This window comes from Falsochrobactrum ovis, from assembly GCF_003259955.1.
Taxonomy (GTDB): domain Bacteria; phylum Pseudomonadota; class Alphaproteobacteria; order Rhizobiales; family Rhizobiaceae; genus Brucella; species Brucella ovis_A.
In genome coordinates this window covers 24,890-47,362 of record NZ_QLMK01000002.1, presented here as the reverse complement: position 1 = coordinate 47,362, position 22,473 = coordinate 24,890, and the positions used below count along the sequence as shown (strand labels likewise).

Sequence of the window (22,473 nt, the reverse complement as noted above, 5' to 3'; positions counted from 1 at the left end):
TCTTGGGGACATGAATTCTGCTTTTGTAGCATAATACGGTTACCGCTAGGCCAAGCCATAGGATTTTGTTAGAGGAAGGGCCTATAAGGTTGAATAGCCGATATTTTTCCCGTTCCCGATAAATTGCGAGAGGACCCCCAATGCAACGCGATCAAATTCCCGCAGAAATCCCGCAAGATATCGAAGAGAAGAAGCAGACAGCTCGCAATTGGTTTGAAGAACTGCGCGATCGTATCTGCACCAGCTTCGAGCAACTTGAAGACGAGCTACAGGGCCGTCTTTCCGATCAAGAGCCCGGCCGGTTTGTTCGCACTCCCTGGGAGAAAGGCGAAGGTCAAGGCGGTGGTGTTATGTCCATGATGCATGGACGCGTTTTTGAAAAAGTCGGTGTCCATGTATCGACTGTGCACGGCGAATTTTCACCTGAGTTTCGCAAGCAAATTCCGGGAGCAGAAGAAGATCCGCGTTACTGGGCAAGCGGCATCTCGCTCATTGCCCATCCGCAAAATCCCAATGTTCCAGCCGTCCATATGAATACAAGAATGGTCGTGACAAGCCGCCAGTGGTTTGGTGGCGGTGCAGACCTAACCCCTGTGCTTGATCGCCGTCGAACGCAGGAAGATCCCGACACGCAAACCTTTCATAAGGCTTTTCGTTTCATCTGCGAGCGGCACAAAGATATCGTCGATTACCAGCGCCTGAAAGATTGGTGCGACGAATATTTTTATCTTCCTCACCGCAATGAAGCGCGCGGCATTGGTGGTATTTTTTACGATTGGCTTCATTCCCCCCAGGAAAAGGGAGGATGGGACGCCGATTTTGAATTCACCCGCGATGTCGGAAGAGGTTTTTCTGTCGTCTATCCGCATCTTGTGCGACAGAATTTCAACAAAGACTGGACCCCAGAAGACCGGGAAGAACAGCTTATACGTCGCGGTCGCTATGTAGAATTCAACCTGCTTTATGATCGCGGAACGATTTTCGGCCTTAAGACAGGTGGAAATATTAATTCCATCCTATCTTCCCTGCCGCCGGAAGTGAAATGGCCATAATAAAAGGCGGGGAATTCCCCGCCTTTCTTATGATTTCGGCTGATTGCGCAGCTTCTCCGCCTGGGCATAAAACTTCTTTTCCCATTCGGAGTGATTATCCAAACCTTCTTTGATGAAGGGGGTAAAAATCGCAAGATGCATCAGACACCAATTGATAAACCGCGCTGGAAACTTCAATGGCTTCACAAAGTCTACGAACAGCACCACGCGGGTTTTATCGGTATGGTTCCATGCCTCATGTTCATAGGCATCATCGAAAATCAGCACCTTGCCTTCTTCCCAATGACACACTTGCTTATCGACACGGATTGCTAGCTTGTCGGCTGGCTCCGGTACAATCATGCCCATATGCAGCCGCAACACCCCATTATATGGACCGCGATGCGGCGGCAGATGCTTACCCGGCTCAAAAATCGAGAACATCGCTGTCGTAAGCCCAGGGATTTTTTGAACCGCGCGCCAAGTATTGGGGCAAGCATGTATATTTTGTTCTGATTTTACCCCAAAGCCTAAGAGAAAAAAAGTCTTCCAGTGATTATCCGACGTGATCGTTTTGACGTCCGAAGAAATGTCTTGAAATGACGGCAACTCGCTCTGGCGCAGTAAAACCTTTTCCAGCTCTGCGCGGATCGCCGGAAATTCTTTTTCTATATCAGCCACCCACGGAAAGACGGCATTGTCATAAACAGGTGGGTTCCCCAGCTTTGCATATTTCAAATTAAGCCGCTCGGCCCACGCCACAATTCCCATGAAAAATCGGGTTACAATACCTGGTCGCTCCATCGGTGCGAGACCTTCGGTACCAAATTTTTGTGTAGCACCACTTGTATCGGCATGTATCTCAGAGCGCTCGGGTTTGGTCATTTATAATCTTCCAATAATAGTATTTAGGGTTGTTCCCCTCATTTTGAATGAGATTAGTTGGAAAACAAACCGGTTACAAAAATCGTCATCCCGCAAAATCAGTGATCACGATTGATTTTCGCTAGAAGCTCCTCTTTGTCGAGACTAAAATTTGACTCGATCCAAATGGCCTCAAGTTCTTTCAAAATCTTGCCCAGTTTGGGGCCCTTTTCAATACCCATAGTAAGAAGATCTGCACCCGTCACCGGAAATAGAGGTGCTTCATAATTTTGCGCCGTTTCAAGCAGACGTGAAAATGCACCCACTTTGATCATGGCCTCATCATTCATCGCTGCCTCGCCCCGCGCCGCAGCATAGCCCAGCATTACTCGGTCCAATACGGCCTGTTTGCTGCTTCGATAAAGCAATTTCTTAAGCGCATATTCGGAGAGCTCGGATTTAACAACGTCTTGACGCGCCCATGCTTCAAGCCGCGCCCTTTCGGCATTCGACATTTTGAGCCGCTTGCCCATTTCAGATACCCGCGCAGCATCGGGCGGAACCATGCTTTCAAGCCGAAGCAAGGCATCTGTAGGCCAATCCAATTCCTGTTCGGTTCTGACCAAAGAATGAATTGCATCAATGCCCCATTTTTCACTTTCTGGCAGTATTACCGAAAGTACCCCGGATTGACGCATCCATAAAAGTGCGCGGGAGGGATCGGAAGCAGAAAGAAGTTTTTTAAGCTCCACCCATACCCGTTCGGCAGAAAGCTGGTTCAAGCCATCTTTAAGACGAGCGCTGGCGCGCAATCCATCCGCTTCCGGTCGGCCTGAGCCGTACCACGCAAAGAAACGAAAAAAACGCAGAATTCTCAGATAATCTTCCCGGATACGCGCTTCCGCATCCCCGATAAAACGCAATGTGCGCGTTTCAATATCGGCAAGCCCGCCAACGTGATCGACAATCGTCCCATCGGCCTTTGCATAAAGCGCATTGATAGTGAAATCGCGCCGCTCGGCATCTTTTTGCCAATCCGTACCAAAAACGACCTTAGCATGGCGACCATTGGTTTCTATGTCCGTGCGCAAGGTCGTCACCTCAAAAGGCCGCCCCTGCACGACGACCGTCACCGTGCCATGCTCAATGCCGGTCGGCACCGGTTTGAAACCCGCATCCTTCACGAGACGCATCGTGTCCTGAGGCAGATGCGTGGTGGCAAGATCGACATCGCTGACCCTTGTGCCAAGCAAACTATTGCGAACCGCGCCCCCAACAACGCGGGCCTCGCCCCCGTCACGGTTTAGCGCATCAAAAAGTGCCCGCAATGGCGGCGATTTCAGCCATTCAGCCTTGTCAGAAATATTCACTATATCGCTCAACGATAGAGCCTTTCATAAAGTCCGCGAATAATTCCGGCAGTGATACCCCAGATGCGTCGTTCTTGATATGGCATGGCGTAATAAAAGCGTTCTTTGCCATTAAAGACCCTGCTTTCACGCCGGTGGTTGGCCGGGTCCATTAAGAAAGACAGTGGCACTTCGAATATATCTGCAACCTCATCCGGATTAGGATAGACTTCAAACGGCGTGTTTACCACGGCCAGCACCGGAGTAATAGAAAACCCGCTACCGGTTAAATAACGCGGCAAATTCCCAACAATCTCTGCCTTATTGGAAGCAAGTCCGATTTCCTCCCTCGCCTCCCGTAAGGCCGCATGTTCGGCGGTTCCATCTTCCCTATCAATCGCGCCACCAGGAAAAGCAATCTGCCCCGAATGCTGACGCAACCTATCACTGCGCTTCGTCAGCAGCAGCGTCGCCTCAGATCCCCGATCCACCACCGGCACTAACACGGCAGCATCACGCATTTTTGCCGTGACCATAGTTTGCGTGAAGGTTGGATTAAGTAAATGATCGCCAGTCAGCTCATTTTCATCGGGCTGCCAATTGCGTACCCTTTCGATAAAATCACCCGCTGAATATTCCGGGAAACGTTGGGACGTCCACACCGTCATCGAATGGATTTCTCCAATTCGTCAGCCCGCATGACGGGGAATGTCTCACCGCCTGAACGAATTGCAAACATAGTTACTCCCTCGACCTCGACTTCCTCGCCCAGCGCTACCAGCTCATAAGTTACAGATCGTGTCAGCAGCGCTTCCAACCGTCCACGCACCAGAATATAAGGTTTTAACCCGCCGCTCTCCTCTTCGACCACAAAGCGTAATGGATGATCTCTCCCCGCTTCCACCACATCGCCCACATTGGTGCGAAAGGTTAGAACCTGACTTTCACCCGTTCCGGATATCTGCATTTCAACGGCGATGAAATGGGCATCTTCAACCCGGATGCCAATCTTTTCGACCGGTGTAACCAGATAGGTCTTGCCGTCTTCATCCTTGCGTAAAACCGTAGAGAATAACCGCACAAGCTGCGGCCGCCCGATCGGCGTGCCCATATAGAACCATGTTCCATCAGCACGGATTTCCATATCAAGATCGCCGCAGAACTCAGGATTCCACTGCTCAACGGGTGGAATACCGCGTTCTTTAGTGGCAGGCCCGCCCTGTGCATCCGCATGAGCGCGGGCAATGAGAGCTTCAACTCCGCCCGATTCTTCTATAGCAGGTAATGAAGTGTGCGGCATTTGCTCGCCGTTAGGGGTGCTTTTTGTCATCCGACTCGGCTATTCCTGTTTGAACGGGATAAAATGTCTTAAGTCATGAAATAGTCACCGTTTCATCGCTTGTCAGCATTATAGAGCGATTTACCTGTAATATGCAGGGGTCGGAGAACATTGCGAGGTCCTTATGAGCGTTGTTGTCACGCCTGAAACCGCCAATTCTAACGAGATAATCGCGCAAGCCGAACGGGCACTCGCTGATATCGCTCGGATCAAGGAAAGTGTCGATACCGTCATCTTTGGACAAGAAAGCGTCATTGAACGCACACTCGTTGCAATTTTGGCTGGTGGGCACGCGCTCCTTGTCGGCGTGCCGGGCCTTGCTAAGACCAAGCTTGTTGAAACGCTAGGCATCGTGCTCGGCCTTTCGGGCCAGCGCGTGCAGTTCACTCCAGACCTAATGCCATCGGATATTATCGGCTCGGAAGTCATGGAGCAAGATGCCGACGGGCGACGCTCCTTTCGCTATCTTAAAGGGCCCATTTTTGCCCAGCTTTTGATGGCCGACGAAATTAACCGTGCGTCGCCTCGCACTCAATCAGCACTTTTACAGTCTATGCAGGAATATCATGTGACTGTTGCTGGACAACGCTATGATCTGCCTAGCCCTTTTCATGTGCTTGCGACGCAAAACCCTTTGGAACAGGAAGGCACCTATCCTCTTCCCGAAGCCCAGCTTGATCGCTTTTTGATGCAGATCGATATTCTTTATCCGGCGCTGGAAGCCGAACGCCGCATTTTGCTCGAAACGACCGGCCTTTCAGAGGTGAAGCCTGAAGCGGTTCTAGACGCTGAGCGCCTTAAGAAAATGCAGGCTTTGGTGCGGCGTATGCCAGTTTCTGAAAGCGTGGTGGATGCAATTCTCAAACTGGTACGTTCCGCACGACCCGATTCTGACAATGAACATGCCAAAAAACATATTGCCTGGGGGCCCGGTCCTCGTGCCAGTCAGGCCTTGATGCTCTGCGCCCGGGCGCGTGCGCTTTATGATGGCCGGCTTGCGCCTTCTATTGATGATGTGAAAGCTCTCGCCGAGCCGGTCTTGCAACATCGCATGGCGCTCAACTTCGCAGCCCGAGCTGATGGAATGCATGTGCGTGATGTTATCGCGAATTTGGTTAAAGGTGCGATCTAATGACTATCGGCGCGGAAGTTTCGACTTCAGACCGCAGGGATGCGTTAGCCCGCGCACGTGCGCGAGCATCAAGCATCCCCGATCTGCTGGTTGAAGCGCGCCGCGTCGTCAACACGGTAATGAATGGCTGGCATGGCCGCCGCAAGCGTGGTCCGGGCGAAAACTTTTGGCAATTTCGCCCTTATGTGCAGGGCGAGCCCCTTTCTCATATCGATTGGCGGCGTTCCGCCCGCGACGATCATACTTATGTGCGAGACCGCGAATGGGAATCTGCGCATACGGTCTGGTTATGGTGCGATTTTTCTCCGTCCATGCTCTATCGCTCACAGCTCTCAGATGTTTCCAAAGAAGCCCGTGCGCTGGTGTTAATGTTCGCGCTCGCCGAACTTCTCTCGCGCTCTGGCGAACGCATTGCCTTCCCCTCGCTTTTGCCGCCTTTTTCGGCACGCAATGGTGCTGAGCGCCTCGCAGGATCGCTAATGCATGAAACGCCGAGCCATTCCCTGCCCGATATCCAACATATGCGGCGCTTTTCGGAAGTGGTTCTCGTTTCCGACTTCCTGCAACCATTCGACGAATTAACCGCCTTTCTTGATAATCTCGCCCGGCGCGGTGTTCGGTCGCATTTGGTAGAAATCTGCGATCCTGCCGAAGAAACATTTCCCTATTCGGGCCGTACGGAATTCCTTGATCCCGAAACGGGCGCGACACTTCTCGCTGGCCGTGCAGAAACCTATGCCGAAGATTATCGCCGTCTTTACCTTGCCCGCCGCGAACATTTATCAGATTTTTGCAAACGGCTTGGCTGGACTTATTCCGTTCATCGCACCGATAGACCAACCACGGAAATATTATCACGCTTGCATAATGCGTTGAGCGCGTCCTCCCAGGAAGGCGGACGCATATGAATATGATCCCGCTCGCATTTGGTTCACCGCTGCTGCTTATAGGCCTTCTTACCCTACCGGTAATCTGGTGGTTGCTGCGCATGACCCCACCGCGCCCGCAAGAAGAAGTTTTTCCGCCACTGAAAATTCTGGCCCAGATTTTCAGGCGCGAAGAAGTGCCGTCAAAAAGCCCGTGGTGGATGACGCTTATCCGTCTTCTCATTGCAGCACTTGTGATTCTAGCCCTCGCCGCACCGGTATGGAATCCCAGTTCCGTGACCTTTTCTGGCAATGAGCCACTGGCTATCATTATCGACAATGGCTGGGCTTCCGCTGAGGATTGGAAACAACGGCAGCAAGCGGCAGAAAAACTCATTTCGGATGCCGAAAGCACGCGGTCCCAGATCTATATTCTCGGAACAGCGGAACCCGCCAATGTCGAAATTGGTCCCTATGATGGCAAGCAAGCGCTCGAACGCTTGCAAGCTCTAAAACCTCGCCCCCTTCCTGTCACTCGCCAGACCGCATTTAAACGTCTCACTTCTAGCTTGCCCGAAGATATAAAGCTTCGTCTGGCATTTATGAGTGACGGATTAGCCCAGCCCCACGATGCGCAAACCTTCGCCCAACTCGATGAAAGCGGGCAGCTTGCATCTGTCTTGTGGTATGATGCCAATCTCGAACAGATTTTTGCGCTGACTGGCATAAATAATCAGGCCGATCATCTCGAAGCCGTTGCCATTCGTCCTGAAACGATGACCTCTGCGCGCACGCTCACCGCATCAGCCTATGACGACAAAGGTCGGCGCATCGCCGAAGCCCCGCTCTCGTTCGCTGTTGGGAGCACACAAGCGACTGCGCGCTTCAGCCTTCCCGTAGAATTGCGCAATGACTTCCGGGTGATCCGCATAGATAGCGTTGAGCAAGCCGCCGCCACTCATCTGATTGATGCTGGCTCCGAGCGCCGCACCGTTGGCCTTCTGGCCGGGAGCGAAAGCGACCTCGCGCAGCCCCTTCTCTCACCGTTGCATTATATTTCTCGCGCGCTCTCACCCCATGCAAATCTGATCCAAACACGATCGGCTGATCTCTTGCAAACAGTGCCGGAAATGCTGAACGCAAAGCCGTCAGTCTTGATTTTGGCGGATATCGGCACATTGCCACAGCCGGTGGAAGAGCAGCTTTCACGCTGGGTAGAGGAAGGCGGAACTTTGGTACGCTTTGCCGGGCCTCGCCTTGCTGGTGCCAGTGCCGGTGCCAGCGAAAACGATCCGCTTTTGCCTGTCCGTCTGCGTAAAGGCGAAAGAGCGCTCGGAGGCACGCTGTCTTGGTCCGAACCGCAAAAGCTACGTTCATTTTCGGACACCGGCCCGTTTGCAGGACTTGCCATTCCTGACGACGTAACTGTGACGCGGCAGGTTTTGGCTGAACCCTCCTATGATTTGAATGAAAAAACCTATGCTACGCTTCAAGACGGAACACCTCTCATAACGGGCGAACGGAGGGGACATGGTAATATTATATTGTTTCACAGTTCGCCTGACGCGACATGGTCTAACTTACCGATCTCCGGTTCTTTTGTAGAAATGTTGCGCCGTATTGTTTCACTTTCCCAGCGCACTGGTGCCCAGAACGATCAAAACTCTGTCTCGCTGCCCCCGTTCCAGCTGCTTTCAGCATCGGGCGAGCTCATTCCCCCCACGCCGGAAGCGCGCCCTTTGATGGTAGAAAACCAAGAGCAGCCAGAAGTTAGCCTCAACACACCACCCGGTTTTTACGGCAACGACGACGGGCTGAAAGCACTCAACATTTTTGAAGGCAATAATATCAAGCTCCAGCCGATAGTTCGGCCGGCCCTTTCAGTGGGCATAATGCAAGCTTCTTATAATGCTGATCGGTCCATTTCTTTGCGCGGCCCATTATTTGCCTTGGCCGCTATATTGCTTGCGCTTGATACATTGCTCATGCTCTGGCTGCGCGGTGCATTCCGCAGGCGCTTGAGATCACGTGCCACCGTTGCAAGTCTGGCAATTCTGATGGCAATGGCTGCACTTTTTCTGCAATCCGCCGGGATCGACCGCGCCCATGCCCAAGAACCGCAAATCCATGATGACAGCAAACCCGGAGATGATGCTATCATCAATGCTGTTTCGCAAACCCATCTTGCCTATATTCTGACCGGAAGCAGCGAAACAGATCGTATTAGTCAAGCAGGTCTGCGCGGGTTGAGCTATGCGCTGATAGACAAAACGGCGCTTGAGCCGGGAGATCCGATTGGCGTCGATCCAGCCTCCGATGAGCTCGCCTTTTATCCGCTGATCTATTGGCCCATCGACCCAGATACGCCCATGCCAAGCCCTGAAGCCATTGCCAAAGTTGATGCCTATATGCAGCAGGGCGGTACAGTTTTGTTTGACACGCGCGACCAGTTTGAGGCGGGCAGCAGCCTTGACGCTTCAGTCTCAGCCGCCAGCCAACGTTTGCGCGCCATACTCAATAATATGAATGTTCCACCGCTCGAACCTGTGCCCGATGATCATGTGTTGACGAAGTCATTCTTCATCATGCCAGATTTTCCGGGGCGCTATCGGGGAAGCCCCCTTTGGGTTGAGGCTTCTGCGCCAGCGGAAGCGTCACAGAATAGACCCGTGCGGACCGGAGACGGTGTGTCTCCAATTATGATTACGGCAAATGATCTGGCCGCCGCATGGGCTGTTGATGAACAAGGAATGCCGCTATTTCCCACCATCCCTAACGATCCAATGCAGCGTATTTATGCCATTCGCGGCGGCGTCAACATCGTGATGTATATGCTCACTGGCAATTATAAATCCGATCAGGTTCATGTTCCGGATCTTCTTGAGCGTTTAGGAAATTAGGGACGGATATGAACATAGAATTCGAACCCTTCCTCCCTCTTTCATGGCTGATTGCTATTCTGGCGCCCCTCGCCATTCTTATTCTTGCAACGATTGCGTTGCGGATGCGCGGCGGGATCATTCGCCTTCTCGCCGCGGCAGTATTAACATTGGCTTTGATGAACCCCGTCGTGGTGCATGAAGAACGCGAGCCCTTAAAAAGCGTCGTCGCCCTCATCGTAGATCGCAGCCAAAGTCAGGATTTGGGGAACCGTCGCACAGATACCGACACCGCCCTTAAAGCTCTACAAGAGCAGCTTGCAACGATGCCGCAATTTGAAACACGTATCGTAGAAGCCGGACACCCTAACGAAAACGATGACGGCTATGCCACGCGCCTGTTTGAGCCCATGGCGCGAGCGCTGCTTGATGTGCCTCCATCGCGCATAGCAGGCGCAATTATGATTACCGATGGTCAGGTGCATGATATTCCGGAGAACCAAAATTCTCTGGGATTTGATGCGCCATTACACGCTCTCATAACTGGCCATCCAGACGAATTCGACCGCCGCATTCGCTTTGATAAAGCGCCGCGTTACGGCATTAGCGGCAAGCCACTAGAAATGTCCTTCACAGTGGTTGATGAGGGCAAAGATTTGGGCAATCCCGCACCCGTCGAAATTCGCGTGAACGGAGAAACCGTAACGCAAGAAGAAGCCCGGATTGGACAGGAAACACCGGTTTTCATTCAGCTGCCACGTGCGGGTGTGAATATTATCGAGATAACAACCCCCGCTCTTCCCGGTGAGGTCACCGATACCAATAATCGTGCCGTTGCCACTGTCGACGGCGTTCGCGAAAATCTCAGGGTACTTCTTGTTTCTGGCGAACCGCATAATGGCGAGCGCACATGGCGTAACCTGCTCAAATCCGATGCAGCTGTGGATCTGGTACACTTCACCATTCTGCGCCCCCCAGAAAAACAGGATGGCACCCCGATCAACGAGCTTTCCCTCATTGCTTTTCCCACGCGTGAACTGTTCGTCGACAAGGTCAACGAATTCGACCTAATTATTCTAGACCGTTATCAGCACCGCGATGTGCTACCGCTGCTCTATTATGATTATATCGCGCAATATGTGGAAAATGGCGGTGCGCTGCTGATTGCAGCCGGGCCCGAATATGCGGGGCATATGTCGATCGCCCGGACGCCGCTTTATAGTGCTTTACCTGCGATGCCGACAGGCCAAGTGATAGAAAAGGCGTTTTATCCGCGCTTGACCGAGCTTGGCAAACGCCATCCCGTAACCCGCGGTCTCGATGGAAGCGCGCAAGAGCCGCCGCATTGGAGCCGCTGGTTCCGAACAATTGATATCGGCCCGCCAGAAGGCGAAACCGTGATGAGCGGAGCTGATGGGAAACCACTTCTGGTGCTTGATCGTATCGGCAAAGGCCGCGTCGGCATGTTTCTTTCCGATCAAGGCTGGCTTTGGGCGCGAGGCTTTGAAGGCGGCGGCCCCTATGCCTCGCTTTATCGACGTATCGCACATTGGCTAATGCAAGAGCCGGAACTTGAAGAGGAAGCACTAACCGCAAGCAGCAGCGGCCGTACGCTTTCTATCCATCGTCAAACTATGGGCGACAATCCGGGCGTCGCTATCATAACAACGCCATCCGGCAAGTCAGAGCAAATCGATCTCGTGCAAAACCAGCCGGGCCTATTCACTGGCACGCTTAATACCGAAGAGATAGGCATTTTTCGTATTAAAAATGACGATTTAGAAACACTGGCCCATCTTGGCCCTATAGATGCGCCAGAGTTTGCTGATAGCATCTCGACCATTGACCGATTGCTGCCTTTAGCCGAAGCAACCAGCGGATCAGTTCATCGCGTGCACGCAACACCCGACAGCTTGGTTCAACTGCCCAGCCTAGTTGCAATTGCTGCCAACCGTCCCGCAAACGGCAATGATTGGATTGGCCTGCGTGAAACCTCGGACACGCAATTGAAAAATATCAATCGTGTCCCGTTATTTTCTGGCCTATTGGCTCTAGCGGCACTGCTCTTTATTTTCGCTGCTATGTGGTATCGCGAGGGGCGTTGATCCGCCCTTCCCCTTTCCTCCTTCCCCTAAGCCCGGTTGGCGTGGCGCACAACACCTGAAACATCGTTCAGAGCGCCAGCAAAAAGCTCGCATGCAAGTAACCGACGCGGGTCAACCGGCGCAGGCATCACCACACAGCCGGGACTGACCATCTTAAAGCCAAACGGGGCGTAATAAGGCTCGTCACCCACCAAGATGATCAAGCGATGCCCATCTTTCTTGGCCGCTTCAAGCGATATGGCCATCAATTTGCGCCCAATACCGCGATTTTTCCACTTCGCATGAACCGCAAGCGGCCCCAGCAAAAGTGCCGGCGTTCCGCCAATATCAATCGGTGTCAGTCGCAGCGAACCAACAACAACACCGCCCATCAGCGCAACATAAGACAGAGCTCTATCATGTGGCCCGTCCTCACGGATGAAATGCGCGGCACGGGTAAAACGCCCCGGACCGAAAGCTGCGGCATTAATAGCCTCAATTTCGGAGTCATGATCAGGCAGTTCCCGAGCATAGGTGAGTTCAAGCTGTTGCATGGCTTTATCGCAATAGGAGTTTTGGAAGGGGCGATAGGAGTCTTGGAAAGACCAAGAAGCCCAAGGCGAAGGCAAAGGCAAAGGCAAAGGCAAAGGAATGCATTCCGCGAATTTGTCGCGGCCAAAATCATCGTCGGATGAAAAGCATTCCTATCACATCATTCTCCTGTGCAACCGCAAAATGGTTTAACCACATTTTGAGTGCTGCCTAACACCATATTGGTAAAAAGTAAATCTTTATCTTTCAAAACGGCAGCATAAATTAGCCTTTTCGGCAGTGTAACGCATTGTTCACAAACTGAACGCTAGCGGCAAGATATTTTCGCTCTATTCTCTCATCAAAAGGGAGAAATCGCATGGGCCTTCTCGTCGATGGAAAATGGCATGATGTCTGGTATGACACCAAAAGCACACAAGGTCGCTTTGAACGCTCAAAATCGCAGTTCAGAAATTGGATAACTGCCGATGGCAGCCCCGGTCCAACAGGCGAAGGCGGATTTAAAGCAGAGCCCGGCCGCTACCATCTTTATGTTTCTCTCGCTTGTCCCTGGGCGCACCGTACGCTGATTTTTCGCGCTTTAAAAAAGCTCGAAGATGCAATCTCCGTTTCTGTGGTCGACTATCTAATGGCTGAAGAAGGTTGGACCTTCAACGGATCTACCGGCAGCACCGGTGACGAACTCTATGGTTCAAAAAGGCTTTATGAGATCTATACCCGCGCCGATCCGCAATATTCTGGCCGTGTCACCGTTCCTGTTTTGTGGGACAAGCAGCGCGAGACGATTGTTTCAAATGAATCTTCTGAAATTATCCGTATGCTCAACACAGCTTTCAACGATTTTGCTGACGCATCGCTAGATTTTTATCCGCCCGATTTAAGAAGCCAGATCAATGAAATAAACGACTATGTTTACCCCAACATCAATAATGGCGTTTATCGTGCAGGTTTTGCCACCACTCAGGACGCTTATGAAGAGGCATTTGTACAATTATTCGATGCGCTCGATACGCTGGAAAACAAGCTTTCCAAACAACGCTATCTGGCTGGTCCAGAATTGAGCGAAGCGGATTGGCGGCTTTTTACCACGCTGGTGCGCTTCGATGCTGTCTATGTCGGCCATTTTAAATGCAATCTGCGCCGTATCGTCGACTACCCAAATCTGTGGAATTACACCCGCGAACTTTATCAAATCCCGGGGATTGGAGAGACGGTGAACTTTGAACATATTAAAGGCCATTATTATCGTAGCCATAAAACTATCAATCCAACCGGCGTGATACCAAAAGGCCCGGAGATTGATTTCACGATCCCTCACGACAGGGAACGTTTTAATAATTAATCATCTAGCCACTGCATACATCTTACCATTCAGGTAACGGATCCAGATTGTGTAGCACCTCTTGGAGGCGGCGCTTGGTGGCAAGCGTCGTGCCTTCGGGCAATTTGTCCAATGGAAAAAACCCTGTTTCGGCGATTTCGATATTTCGCCCTTTGGGCGCTAATTGTGTGAACGAGCGGCAAACATATAATGCAACATGATCGCGCGGCGATGCCTGTGCATTCTTATAAAGTGCAAAAAGTTCTGGCCTTGCGGTCAAAACAATATTGCCCTCCTCGCGCAATTCTTTATCTAGCGCCTGACCAAAAGTCTCTCCCCTATCGACACCACCACCTGGCAAATGCCATCCTGGAACATAGGTGTGTCGCACTAGGAAAACTGAATTTTTATCTTCATTAATGACAATTGCGCGAACGCCCAATGTCATCGGTCGGCGAAAAAGGAAATAAGTATGAAATAAAAGATTACGAAACCGCATGGGGGCTCTCCGATTCCATATGTATGAAGCAAAATCTTGGAATAATTTTATCAAGAAACTTTGTCACTCACCATTTGCCTTGGCTGCAAACTGAAGTAAACCAATTAAATGTTTCGCCTCGTTCATATTTCAGACGTCCATCTTTCGCCCTTGCCTCGTTTGCGTTATCGAGAACTGGCATCAAAACGCATCACCGGCTATATTAACTGGATGCGCAATCGCCGGGACACTATGCAGGGAACGGCGTTAGATAATCTTATTTCTGATATGCTTGCGCAAAAACCCGACCACATCACTATTACTGGCGATCTGGTCAATCTTGCGCTTAATCTGGAAATAGACGTGGCTCGGGACTGGCTGAAACGCCTTGGCGATCCCGAACAGGTTTCGATTGTTCCCGGCAATCATGACGCCTATGTTCCCGGCGCACTCAATAAAGCCTGCCAAGTTTGGGAACCTTGGATGCGCGGTGACGGGATGAACAATCACGGTAAACGCCTTGAATTTCCCTTTTTAAGGGAACGCGATGGAGTTGCCTTGATCGGCGTTTCATCGGCACGAGCAACTGCGCCTTTTATGGCGAGCGGGGATTTCCGATCATCCCAAGCAAAACGGCTGGCAACAATGTTGGATGCTGCCGGTACGCGCGGATTGTTCAGAGTGGTAATGATCCATCATCCTCCAGTCCATGGAGCAACCCCAGCCCATAAGCGGCTTTACGGCATACGGCGTTTTCAAAAAATTATCCGAAAACACGGCGCCGAACTCATACTGCATGGCCACACACATCTTGCCACGCGCTACGATATTGATGGCCCAAACGGTAAAGTGCCGGTTATCTGCGTACCGTCCGCAAGTCAGAACTATGGAGGGCATAAACCTGCTGCGTGCTATAATCTCTTCAATATAGCCCGCCAACCGCAAAACGGCTGGTCATGTGTTTGGGAGCAACACGGCATTGAAGATGCGAGCCAGCGCATCGTCAAACTTTCAGAATTGCAGCTTTATTGAAACAACACTTGTTCAATGCGATCATGAAACAGCGCAAAGAGCACGATACAGGCAACCAAACCGCCAAACAAAAACCAGGTAAAACGAGAGGCAGGCTGTCGCGGGGGATCAGAAACCATCGCTGAACTTACGGCCTCAGCCGCACCTTGTTCGCCTCCCTCTGCTACTGGTTTGCGGATCGGAATCGGCTCACCCTCCAGCAAGCGCGCACGCTCTACCATTCGCTCAGCGATATAGAAGGTGACCGCATCAGCAATTTTGCCGGAATTGGTACTTTCCGCCACAATAATCCGACCAAGCCGCGTATCACGAACAAAGCGATAAGTTCGCCGATCTCGACCCATCATGACATGCGAAGTCGCATCAATCCAAAGCCGAGGCTGCAATCCCGATGAAAGTGCAAAGTCCCATTGCGGATCGTCAAGCGGCACATCATCAAAAACTGGCTGTAATTCTTGGGCTAACAATTCAAGCCGTGCCCGTTCTGCTTCGCTGGTCTCAGTAGCCACATCGCCTCGATCAGCCGCTGCAATTTTCACTGCACGAACTGCATTGGCTAATTTGCGCGAAGTTGCGCCGGACTTTTCACTCTCGTCCATAATCTGCCTCACGCTAATTTCAGTTGAACTTAACGCAATTTAGCTCAACCTCCAATAAAAAGACGGCGCTCGGCGCCGTCTTCAATGCAAGCCATGCGGATATTTTATTGTTTGATCAGCCGATTTGCGGCGGAAACCACCGCCTCAAGCGAGGCACTCACAATATTGTCGTTAATTCCAACACCAAACAATTTCCCATCAGAATGAGCTATTTCAACATAGGAAATCGCTGAAGCATCAGAGCCTTGCTGCAGTGAGTGTTCGGAATAATCAACCACCGACATTTGAACGCCCAGATACTTCGAAAGAGCATCTATAAATCCATCAATTGGCCCGGTCCCGCGCCCCTCAATGGTTTTAACAACACCATTATCGGTAATTTCGGCAGTGAGAACGCGACGTCCTTTTTGCTCCGAATCCGGATAGGTATGGTGATCCACAAACTTGATGCGTGCACCAGGTTGCAGAACATAGAGCTTCTGAAACTCCTCATAAATCCGTTTGGACGGGAGCTCCTTGCCTTCATCATCCGTGATATTTTGAATAAACTCGCGGAATTCCACCTGCAAATTGCGCGGCAGATTTATACCATAATCAGCCTGCAATATATAGGCTATGCCACCTTTACCCGATTGAGAATTGATCCGGATGATCGCTTCATAAGAGCGCCCCACATCCTGCGGATCAATCGGCAGATAAGGAACTTCCCAAATAGGTGTGTTAGCGGTTTTTCGGGCCTTCATGCCTTTGTTGATCGCATCCTGATGCGATCCTGAGAAGGCTGTATAGACCAATTCACCGACATAAGGATGCCGCTCGCCAATCTTCAATTGGTTCGAATATTCATAGACTTCCTTCATCCGGTTAATATCGCTGCAATCGAGTTCCGGATCGATGCCCTGTGTGTACATATTCAAGGCCAGCGTCACCACATCGACATTGCCTGTGCGTTCGCCATTGCCAAACAACGTACCTTCAACCCGATCTGCACCGGCCATCAACCCCAGTTCGGTTGCTGCAATCCCCGTCCCGCGGTCATTGTGAGGGTGCAGCGAAATGATCAAATTTTCACGATTGTCCAGATTGCGACACATCCATTCAATCTGATCGGCATAGACGTTTGGCGTGTTCATCTCGACAGTGGATGGCAAGTTGAGGATCAACTTATTATCCGCCGTTGGCTTGACGATCTCAGTCACCGCATTGCAGATTTCCAGCGCGACTTCCAATTCAGTGCCGGTGAAACTTTCTGGCGAATATTGGAAGCGATAACCGTCCCCCGCCTTAGCAGCCATATCCATGATCATCTTGGCGGCATCGGTCGCTATCTGCTTAATTCCCTTCACATCTTTGGCAAACACCACGCGGCGTTGCAATTCACTGGTGGAATTATAGAAATGGATAATCGGCGTCTTTGCACCTTCCAGCGCTTCAAATGTACGGGTGATTAATTCAGGGCGGCATTGCACCAGCACCTGCAAGTCCACATTATCCGGCACATTTCCCTCTTCGACCGCCCAACGGCAAAAATCGAAATCGGTCTGTGAAGCGGATGGAAACCCGATCTCAATCTCCGGAAAACCCATTTCGACCAAAAGACGAAACATCCGCTCTTTTCGATCATGCCCCATCGGATCAATCAGCGCCTGATTGCCATCGCGCAGATCCACCGAGCACCAAATTGGCGCTTTCTCTATTCGCTTAGAAGGCCAGGTACGATCACTTAAATCGGGCGCGGGGAAAGGTGAATACTTGCTCGCGGCATCCGGCATACCCTTGCGTTTAGTGGCAATTGGGGCGGCAGTAACATTCTGTTTCATCGGTTTTCTCGTTCCTCCCGGTCCATTCTGGCGGCCATTATCAGCCCCATAGACACGGATATTCATGCGTAAGTACAGATTTCGAATATGGCGGTAAAGGAGCATGCGCGGCGGGAGCCGGTTCGACCGCCGGACGCTCCTTTAATGAGCCCGGCGATCGCCGCTAAGGCCGAGGGTAAGAAGCGAGTTTAGAACGCAAACATTCACGCGCACACCAAAGGTGGCGACGGATTGTTCCAAAATATTTGCGCTATTCATGTTCATGAAAAGCTTTTTACACTCCGTAATCACACTGCGCAAGTGTGTAATCTTCCACTACGGCACCCGAAATCGTAATTAAGCAAAAGGAATAGAGCTGGTACCGAGCGGAAGTTTCGCTTCATCCTCCGGCTCGACGTGAATAACTACCCGAGTATTGCTCCATTCAGCCTTCAGCGCATCCTCGATTCGGTCACAGATCAAATGTGCATCACCCACACTCATATCCGCGGCCACGACCAGGTGAAACTCAATAAATGTGACCCGGCCTGCAATACGCGTTTTAAGATCATGAACTTCGATCGCACCGCCGGCATTAGCCGATATCACATCGCGAATCCGGATTTCCTCTGCGGGTTCTACGCCCATATCCATCAGGCCCTGCACGGAGGAATTGATAACGTGCCAGCCGTGCCAAAGAATATTGATTGCCACAAGAACCGCCAACAACGGATCTAATATCGCCCATCCAGTGACCAGCGCGCCAACAAGTCCAGCCAAGACGCCGAAGGATGTGAACACATCCGTCATAATATGCTTTCCATCGGCCTCAAGGGCCGGCGAACGATACCGCCTGCCGACGCGGATAAGCATTGTTGCCCAGCCACAATTGATCACACTGGCTATGAGATTAATGCCAAGGCCGAGCCAAGGCTCGTCTAATGTCCGCGGCGATTGCAGCGCTGACCACGCTTCGCGTACAATAAGAAGCGCGGCTAGTGTGATCAAAACCCCTTCTACGACCGCTGAAATATATTCGGCCTTGTGATGCCCAAAAGGATGATTGTCATCCGCAGGCAAAAAACTGACACGTATCGCCCACCACGCGCCAAACGCCGCAATAACATTCACAATCGATTCAAGCGCATCCGAATATAAAGCGACAGATCCGGTAAGGGCAAAGGCCAAGTATTTCAGGCCCATGACGCCTATGGCAACAGGAATTGACCACGCGGCGAGCCGCCGAACCTTTGCATTCGCGTCCATAACGAACCTTTATACTGAGCATTGCTGAATGGATAGAGATCAATTCAGAACGAAACACGGACACAATCCATGCCGGTCACCCTGAGTGTCCATATCGAGGCTCTATACCGTAAAAGCCCCCGCAATCTAACCCCTAGTTTGGTGATTTTCTACTTGCATACACAAACTACGTATCCGCAAAAAATAATAAGGCGGCTGCCACATGCAAACCGCCTTATACCACCTATGCATCAGCTGCGATTAGTAATTACTGTTACCCGGCTTAATATTTGCTGCAGCAAGGTGCTTAACAGCATTCTCAATTATTTTCATACCTGCATCATGCCCCAGCGTCATGATTGATTCTGGGTGAAACTGGACCGCAGCAACTGGCTCATGCTTATGTTCAAAAGCCATGATAACCCCATCCTCCGTCACCGCCGTGACCAAAAACTCATCAGGTAACCGATCTGGATCGGCAAATAATGAATGATAACGTCCTACTGTGACTTCCTTGGGCAGCCCTTCGAAAATAAGCCCCGGTTTTGACACGCGAATGCGGGAAGGCTTTCCATGCATCGGAATTTGCAACTGCCTCAGAGCGCCGCCATAGGCTTCTGTCAATGCTTGCAACCCTAGGCAAACGCCAAAGATCGGCAAATTGCGCTGGCGCGCTTTCGATATCGTCGCCTTGCAGTCGAAATCTGAAGGCATCCCCGGGCCCGGCGAAAGTACAACAAGATCCGGGTTAACGCGTTCAAAAACTTCGTCCGCAACTGGAGTTCGGACCGTCGAAACATTGGCACCAGTCTGCCTGAAATAATTGGCCAGCGTATGAACAAATGAATCTTCATGATCGACCAGCAGGATCGAAATCCCCTCTCCCACTTTTTCTGCTTTAGCTTTCTCGACCACCTCATTGACCTTCTGCGCTTCACGCACGGCCGCAATCATGGCCGATGCTTTCAACTCCGTTTCTGCCTCTTCCTCTTGCGGATCGGAATCAAACAGCAATGTGGCGCCTGCCCGTATTTCAGCAACCCCATCCTTAATTCGGATGGTCCGCAATGTAAGGCCGGTATTCATATCGCCATTGAAATGCATCATTCCGATCGCTCCGCCATACCAGGCGCGCGGACTGCGTTCGTTTTCTTCCAAAAACCGCATCGCCCAGAGTTTGGGAGCGCCCGTCACCGTGACCGCCCAAGCATGGCTGAGAAAACCATCAAAAGCGTCCATCCCGTCCCGCAAACGACCTTCGATATGATCCACTGTATGGATAAGACGGGAATACATTTCAATTTGACGTCTACCAATGACGCGCACCGAACCTGGTTCACAGACGCGACTTTTATCGTTGCGGTCCACATCGGAACACATAGTCAATTCTGATTCATCTTTTTTGGAATTAAGGAGCTTCAAAATCTGTTCTGAATCAGAAATCGCGTCCTCTCCGCGTTTGATAGTGCCAGAAATCGGACAGGTTTCGATGCGGCGACCATTAACCCGCACAAACATTTCCGGCGACGCGCCAACCAAATATTCGCTCTCGCCCAAATTTATGAAAAAAGAATAGGGTGAAGGATTGATTGTTTTCAGCCTGCGGAAAATTTCTGCGGGTGCAGTGTGACAACGCTCATAAAAAGTTTGCCCCGGAACGACTTCGAACAAATCGCCGCGCTTAAAACTTGCTTTGGCGCGCTCGACCAATTGAGCATATTCACCCGGTTCATGGTCACCGCGCGGTAGATCACGCTCGGCTGGCTCAAACACTTGCCTTGGCGTTTCGCGTGGCAAGCCATGAGTGGACGATCCATCCCAGGAAAATTCATAGCGGTCCACCCACGCACGTGCAGAATAGTGGTCGGCAACAAAAATTTCGTCAGGAATAAACAGCACAAGATCGCGCTGATCATCAGGCCGCTTGAGTTTGTATTCAATGGGATCAAATTGGAAAGCCAGATCGTAGCCAAAGGCCCCATAAAGACCTAAGTTTGAATCTTCTTCTGAAAAAAACAACCCAACAATTGCCCGTAATACGGTAAAAACGGAAGGAATACGGGAACGTTCTTCTTCAGTAAAAACTCCAGTTGGATGGGCGATTGTGAGTGCGATGAGATTTTCATCCGCTATATCGATTGTAACCTCAGACAGCGCTTTCACAGTTTCGAGAATAGGCCGGAGAAGAATTATACCGCGCGCATTTAAGGCCTCAATACGCATCGTTCGGGCCCGGGAGGTAATCGCCACCGGCGGATCAATAATTGCGGTATCCCAACGCGTATAACGACCCGGATATTCATAATTAGACGAGAAAACTGCGCCCCGTCTTTCGTTTAACACATCAATATATCGATCAATGGCCCCCTTATAGGAGGTCAGCTGGCGTAGGCGCTCGACGACGATGCCGCCGTCGGTCTCATGGGTAAATATTTCGTTGTCCGCTATTTTCGCGTTCATGATTGGAATTCCCAAACCTTATTTCATTTCGAACACTTCGAAACCCGAATTCCCGCCGTTCCCTCCCAACAGCCAAATAAAAAGGCCGCCTGGAAATCCCAGCGGCCTCTTTCTCTAACGCATATGCGCAAACGCCTGCGTGGCCGCTTTTAGCGAACCCACCACCAGCCATTCATGACAATGCGCGAAAACTTCATGCCATAGTGTTAGCCTTCTCGTGTCACGCTTGCAATAGCAAACTTATTCGAGATCTTCGGTTATGTTGCTAAGATATTATGCGTCTTAAATGCTCCGCTGCACCTTTGTCTTGGGAGGATATTCTCTGCGAGCTATCAGACTATGCTAACGGCCCCCCCAAATGCGCTATATGAATGCGCATCCTTTGGGCGGACCTTCAATGAAACGGACGACATTCAACGAAACCGGTGAAATCCAACGAAGCAGGTGACATCCAAGAAGCGGGCAACATCACATGTGGCGGGCAACATCACATGTGGCGGGCAACATCACATGTGGCGGGCAACATCACATGTGGCGGGCAACATCACATGTGGCGGGCAACATCCAATGTAGCAAAGAAAATCCGGGCAGTTCCTTTAGCCCGGATTTTCTCGCCCTTAATGAGGACGCTGAGGTAGTGAGCGGGATGAAGACCCACCACCAATAGAAGCCAGAAGGCTTTGCGGCATAAATGTATAAGAACAATATTACTTTTAGTAACAACAACATCAATACCACAGTCAAACCCGCTACACAACCTATAATTGCATGTTTTATGTTTACCACTAAAACATGTATAGCTTAGTAGTTTCACCAGGGTCTGTATTTTTAGCTTGCCAATCCGTTGAAATTCCGATTCATTTTGCTCGATTTATATAAGAGGAAGAGCCGTTCCTCAGTGCGGTCGGGGAGAAAATGATGAAGCAACTTGATGCGATGGATAGAAATATTCTGCAGGCGCTTCAGGAAAATGGGCGTTTGTCGAATACCGAACTTGCAGATCGCATAAATCTCTCCCAAACAGCGACAGCCGAACGTGTGAAACGTTTAACGCGCGAAGGATATATTATCGGCTATTCAGCACGGCTTTGCCCAAAAAAACTCGACCGTTCCATGCTGATCTTCATAGAGATAAAACTGGATCGGACGACGTCAGAAGTATTCGAAACTTTTTCGGCCTTTACTCGTGATAATCCCGATATCCTTGAATGCCATATGGTCGCGGGCGGTTTCGACTATCTGATCAAGGCCCGTGTTTCAAATATGGAGCACTATCGCCGTTTTCTTTCCCATGGCCTGCTATCCCTCCCCGGAGTGCGGGAATCTCATACTTATGCCGTTATGGAAGAGATAAAAGAAAGTTTTCATCTCACTTTGTGACCAACCCAGCGGCAATTGGCCTGTGGCGCTCATTTCCATTAAATGACAGACGAAGTCGACCAG

General features: G+C 51.0%; 18 protein-coding genes. 8 read left to right on the top strand and 10 right to left on the bottom strand.

Features of this window, described 5'->3' with window-relative positions; translation table 11 throughout:
* Positions 1-140: 140 nt before the first annotated feature.
* The gene (gene hemF / locus C7374_RS03860; RefSeq protein WP_111574312.1) at positions 141-1,052 is read left to right on the top strand and encodes an oxygen-dependent coproporphyrinogen oxidase; all 912 of its coding nucleotides are present in this window, start codon (positions 141-143) and stop codon (positions 1,050-1,052) included.
* A 27-nt stretch (positions 1,053-1,079) separates the two neighbouring features.
* Here the strand turns inward: hemF and olsC are convergent, their stop codons facing one another.
* From olsC to C7374_RS03840, 4 genes are all read right to left on the bottom strand, one after another.
* Positions 1,080-1,916, bottom strand: a complete 837-nt coding sequence (gene olsC / locus C7374_RS03855) for an ornithine lipid ester-linked acyl 2-hydroxylase OlsC (RefSeq protein WP_111574311.1) — start codon at positions 1,914-1,916, stop codon at positions 1,080-1,082.
* A 98-nt stretch (positions 1,917-2,014) separates the two neighbouring features.
* Positions 2,015-3,277, bottom strand: coding sequence for a CCA tRNA nucleotidyltransferase (locus C7374_RS03850; protein ID WP_111574310.1), 1,263 nt, complete (start codon positions 3,275-3,277; stop codon positions 2,015-2,017).
* Complete coding sequence (locus C7374_RS03845; RefSeq protein WP_111574309.1) at positions 3,274-3,912, bottom strand: CoA pyrophosphatase; 639 nt, start codon at positions 3,910-3,912, stop codon at positions 3,274-3,276. The genes C7374_RS03850 and C7374_RS03845 overlap by 4 nt, the downstream gene beginning before the upstream one ends.
* Complete coding sequence (locus C7374_RS03840) at positions 3,909-4,574, bottom strand: DUF1285 domain-containing protein (RefSeq protein WP_111574308.1); 666 nt, start codon at positions 4,572-4,574, stop codon at positions 3,909-3,911. Before C7374_RS03840 ends, C7374_RS03845 begins: the two co-directional genes overlap by 4 nt.
* Before the next feature lie 133 nt (positions 4,575-4,707).
* Between C7374_RS03840 and C7374_RS03835 the strand changes: the two genes are divergently transcribed.
* Genes C7374_RS03835 through C7374_RS03820 form a run of 4 tightly spaced genes read left to right on the top strand, consistent with a single transcriptional unit; the run spans position 4,708 to position 11,565 of the window.
* Positions 4,708-5,715, top strand: coding sequence for an AAA family ATPase (locus C7374_RS03835; protein WP_111574307.1), 1,008 nt, complete (start codon positions 4,708-4,710; stop codon positions 5,713-5,715).
* Positions 5,715-6,623 (top strand): DUF58 domain-containing protein, encoded by a 909-nt coding sequence (locus C7374_RS03830; protein ID WP_111574306.1) that lies wholly within the window; start codon positions 5,715-5,717, stop codon positions 6,621-6,623. Before C7374_RS03835 ends, C7374_RS03830 begins: the two co-directional genes overlap by 1 nt.
* Positions 6,620-9,481: a DUF4159 domain-containing protein gene (locus tag C7374_RS03825; RefSeq protein WP_111574305.1), complete on the top strand. Its 2,862-nt coding sequence runs from the start codon at positions 6,620-6,622 to the stop codon at positions 9,479-9,481. Before C7374_RS03830 ends, C7374_RS03825 begins: the two co-directional genes overlap by 4 nt.
* An 8-nt stretch (positions 9,482-9,489) precedes the next feature.
* Positions 9,490-11,565, top strand: a complete 2,076-nt coding sequence (locus C7374_RS03820; RefSeq protein WP_111574304.1) for a glutamine amidotransferase — start codon at positions 9,490-9,492, stop codon at positions 11,563-11,565.
* A gap of 26 nt (positions 11,566-11,591) precedes the next feature.
* Here the strand turns inward: C7374_RS03820 and C7374_RS03815 are convergent, their stop codons facing one another.
* On the bottom strand, positions 11,592-12,173 hold the full coding sequence (locus C7374_RS03815; RefSeq protein WP_483459061.1) for a GNAT family N-acetyltransferase: 582 nt from the start codon (positions 12,171-12,173) through the stop codon (positions 11,592-11,594).
* 281 nt (positions 12,174-12,454) lie between these two features.
* Between C7374_RS03815 and C7374_RS03810 the strand changes: the two genes are divergently transcribed.
* The gene (locus C7374_RS03810) at positions 12,455-13,438 is read left to right on the top strand and encodes a glutathione S-transferase family protein (protein WP_111574302.1); all 984 of its coding nucleotides are present in this window, start codon (positions 12,455-12,457) and stop codon (positions 13,436-13,438) included.
* Positions 13,439-13,460: 22 nt separating this feature from the next.
* Here the strand turns inward: C7374_RS03810 and C7374_RS03805 are convergent, their stop codons facing one another.
* Positions 13,461-13,916 (bottom strand): NUDIX domain-containing protein, encoded by a 456-nt coding sequence (locus C7374_RS03805; RefSeq protein ID WP_111574301.1) that lies wholly within the window; start codon positions 13,914-13,916, stop codon positions 13,461-13,463.
* Between the two features lie 108 nt (positions 13,917-14,024).
* Here C7374_RS03805 and C7374_RS03800 point away from each other — a divergent pair, with 108 nt between their 5' ends.
* Entirely contained in the window at positions 14,025-14,927 is a 903-nt protein-coding gene (locus tag C7374_RS03800; protein ID WP_111574300.1) for a metallophosphoesterase family protein, read from the top strand.
* Here C7374_RS03800 and C7374_RS03795 read toward each other — a convergent pair.
* The 4 genes from C7374_RS03795 to C7374_RS03780 all read right to left on the bottom strand — a co-directional run bounded on the left by C7374_RS03795 (position 14,921) and on the right by C7374_RS03780 (position 21,030).
* On the bottom strand, positions 14,921-15,526 hold the full coding sequence (locus tag C7374_RS03795; RefSeq protein ID WP_111574299.1) for a hypothetical protein: 606 nt from the start codon (positions 15,524-15,526) through the stop codon (positions 14,921-14,923). The genes C7374_RS03800 and C7374_RS03795 overlap by 7 nt on opposite strands.
* A 104-nt stretch (positions 15,527-15,630) precedes the next feature.
* On the bottom strand, positions 15,631-17,346 hold the full coding sequence (gene leuA, locus C7374_RS03790; RefSeq protein ID WP_111574298.1) for a 2-isopropylmalate synthase: 1,716 nt from the start codon (positions 17,344-17,346) through the stop codon (positions 15,631-15,633).
* Positions 17,347-17,682: 336 nt separating this feature from the next.
* On the bottom strand, positions 17,683-18,591 hold the full coding sequence (locus tag C7374_RS03785; RefSeq protein WP_111574297.1) for a cation diffusion facilitator family transporter: 909 nt from the start codon (positions 18,589-18,591) through the stop codon (positions 17,683-17,685).
* Between the two features lie 240 nt (positions 18,592-18,831).
* Positions 18,832-21,030 carry an anthranilate synthase component I gene (locus C7374_RS03780; protein WP_111574296.1) on the bottom strand — a complete coding sequence of 733 codons (2,199 nt, stop codon included), beginning with the start codon at positions 21,028-21,030 and terminating at the stop codon, positions 18,832-18,834.
* Between the two features lie 918 nt (positions 21,031-21,948).
* Between C7374_RS03780 and C7374_RS03775 the strand changes: the two genes are divergently transcribed.
* Positions 21,949-22,410 (top strand): Lrp/AsnC ligand binding domain-containing protein, encoded by a 462-nt coding sequence (locus tag C7374_RS03775; RefSeq protein WP_111574295.1) that lies wholly within the window; start codon positions 21,949-21,951, stop codon positions 22,408-22,410.
* The last annotated feature ends 63 nt before the right edge of the window (positions 22,411-22,473 follow it).

Excerpts from the sequence above, each read along its gene's own strand:
- C7374_RS03805 (WP_111574301.1), bottom strand. The coding sequence starts at position 13,916 with ATGCGGTTTCGTAATCTTTTATTTCATACTTATTTCCTTTTTCGCCGA.
- C7374_RS03800 (WP_111574300.1), top strand. The coding sequence starts at position 14,025 with ATGTTTCGCCTCGTTCATATTTCAGACGTCCATCTTTCGCCCTTGCCT.
- C7374_RS03795 (WP_111574299.1), bottom strand. The coding sequence starts at position 15,526 with ATGGACGAGAGTGAAAAGTCCGGCGCAACTTCGCGCAAATTAGCCAAT.
- C7374_RS03775 (WP_111574295.1), top strand. The coding sequence starts at position 21,949 with ATGAAGCAACTTGATGCGATGGATAGAAATATTCTGCAGGCGCTTCAG.
- hemF (WP_111574312.1), top strand. The coding sequence starts at position 141 with ATGCAACGCGATCAAATTCCCGCAGAAATCCCGCAAGATATCGAAGAG.
- C7374_RS03845 (WP_111574309.1), bottom strand. The coding sequence starts at position 3,912 with ATGACGGTGTGGACGTCCCAACGTTTCCCGGAATATTCAGCGGGTGAT.
- leuA (WP_111574298.1), bottom strand. The coding sequence starts at position 17,346 with ATGAAACAGAATGTTACTGCCGCCCCAATTGCCACTAAACGCAAGGGT.
- C7374_RS03820 (WP_111574304.1), top strand. The coding sequence starts at position 9,490 with ATGAACATAGAATTCGAACCCTTCCTCCCTCTTTCATGGCTGATTGCT.
- C7374_RS03830 (WP_111574306.1), top strand. The coding sequence starts at position 5,715 with ATGACTATCGGCGCGGAAGTTTCGACTTCAGACCGCAGGGATGCGTTA.
- C7374_RS03780 (WP_111574296.1), bottom strand. The coding sequence starts at position 21,030 with ATGAACGCGAAAATAGCGGACAACGAAATATTTACCCATGAGACCGAC.
- C7374_RS03835 (WP_111574307.1), top strand. The coding sequence starts at position 4,708 with ATGAGCGTTGTTGTCACGCCTGAAACCGCCAATTCTAACGAGATAATC.
- C7374_RS03810 (WP_111574302.1), top strand. The coding sequence starts at position 12,455 with ATGGGCCTTCTCGTCGATGGAAAATGGCATGATGTCTGGTATGACACC.
- C7374_RS03785 (WP_111574297.1), bottom strand. The coding sequence starts at position 18,591 with ATGGACGCGAATGCAAAGGTTCGGCGGCTCGCCGCGTGGTCAATTCCT.
- olsC (WP_111574311.1), bottom strand. The coding sequence starts at position 1,916 with ATGACCAAACCCGAGCGCTCTGAGATACATGCCGATACAAGTGGTGCT.
- C7374_RS03840 (WP_111574308.1), bottom strand. The coding sequence starts at position 4,574 with ATGACAAAAAGCACCCCTAACGGCGAGCAAATGCCGCACACTTCATTA.
- C7374_RS03825 (WP_111574305.1), top strand. The coding sequence starts at position 6,620 with ATGAATATGATCCCGCTCGCATTTGGTTCACCGCTGCTGCTTATAGGC.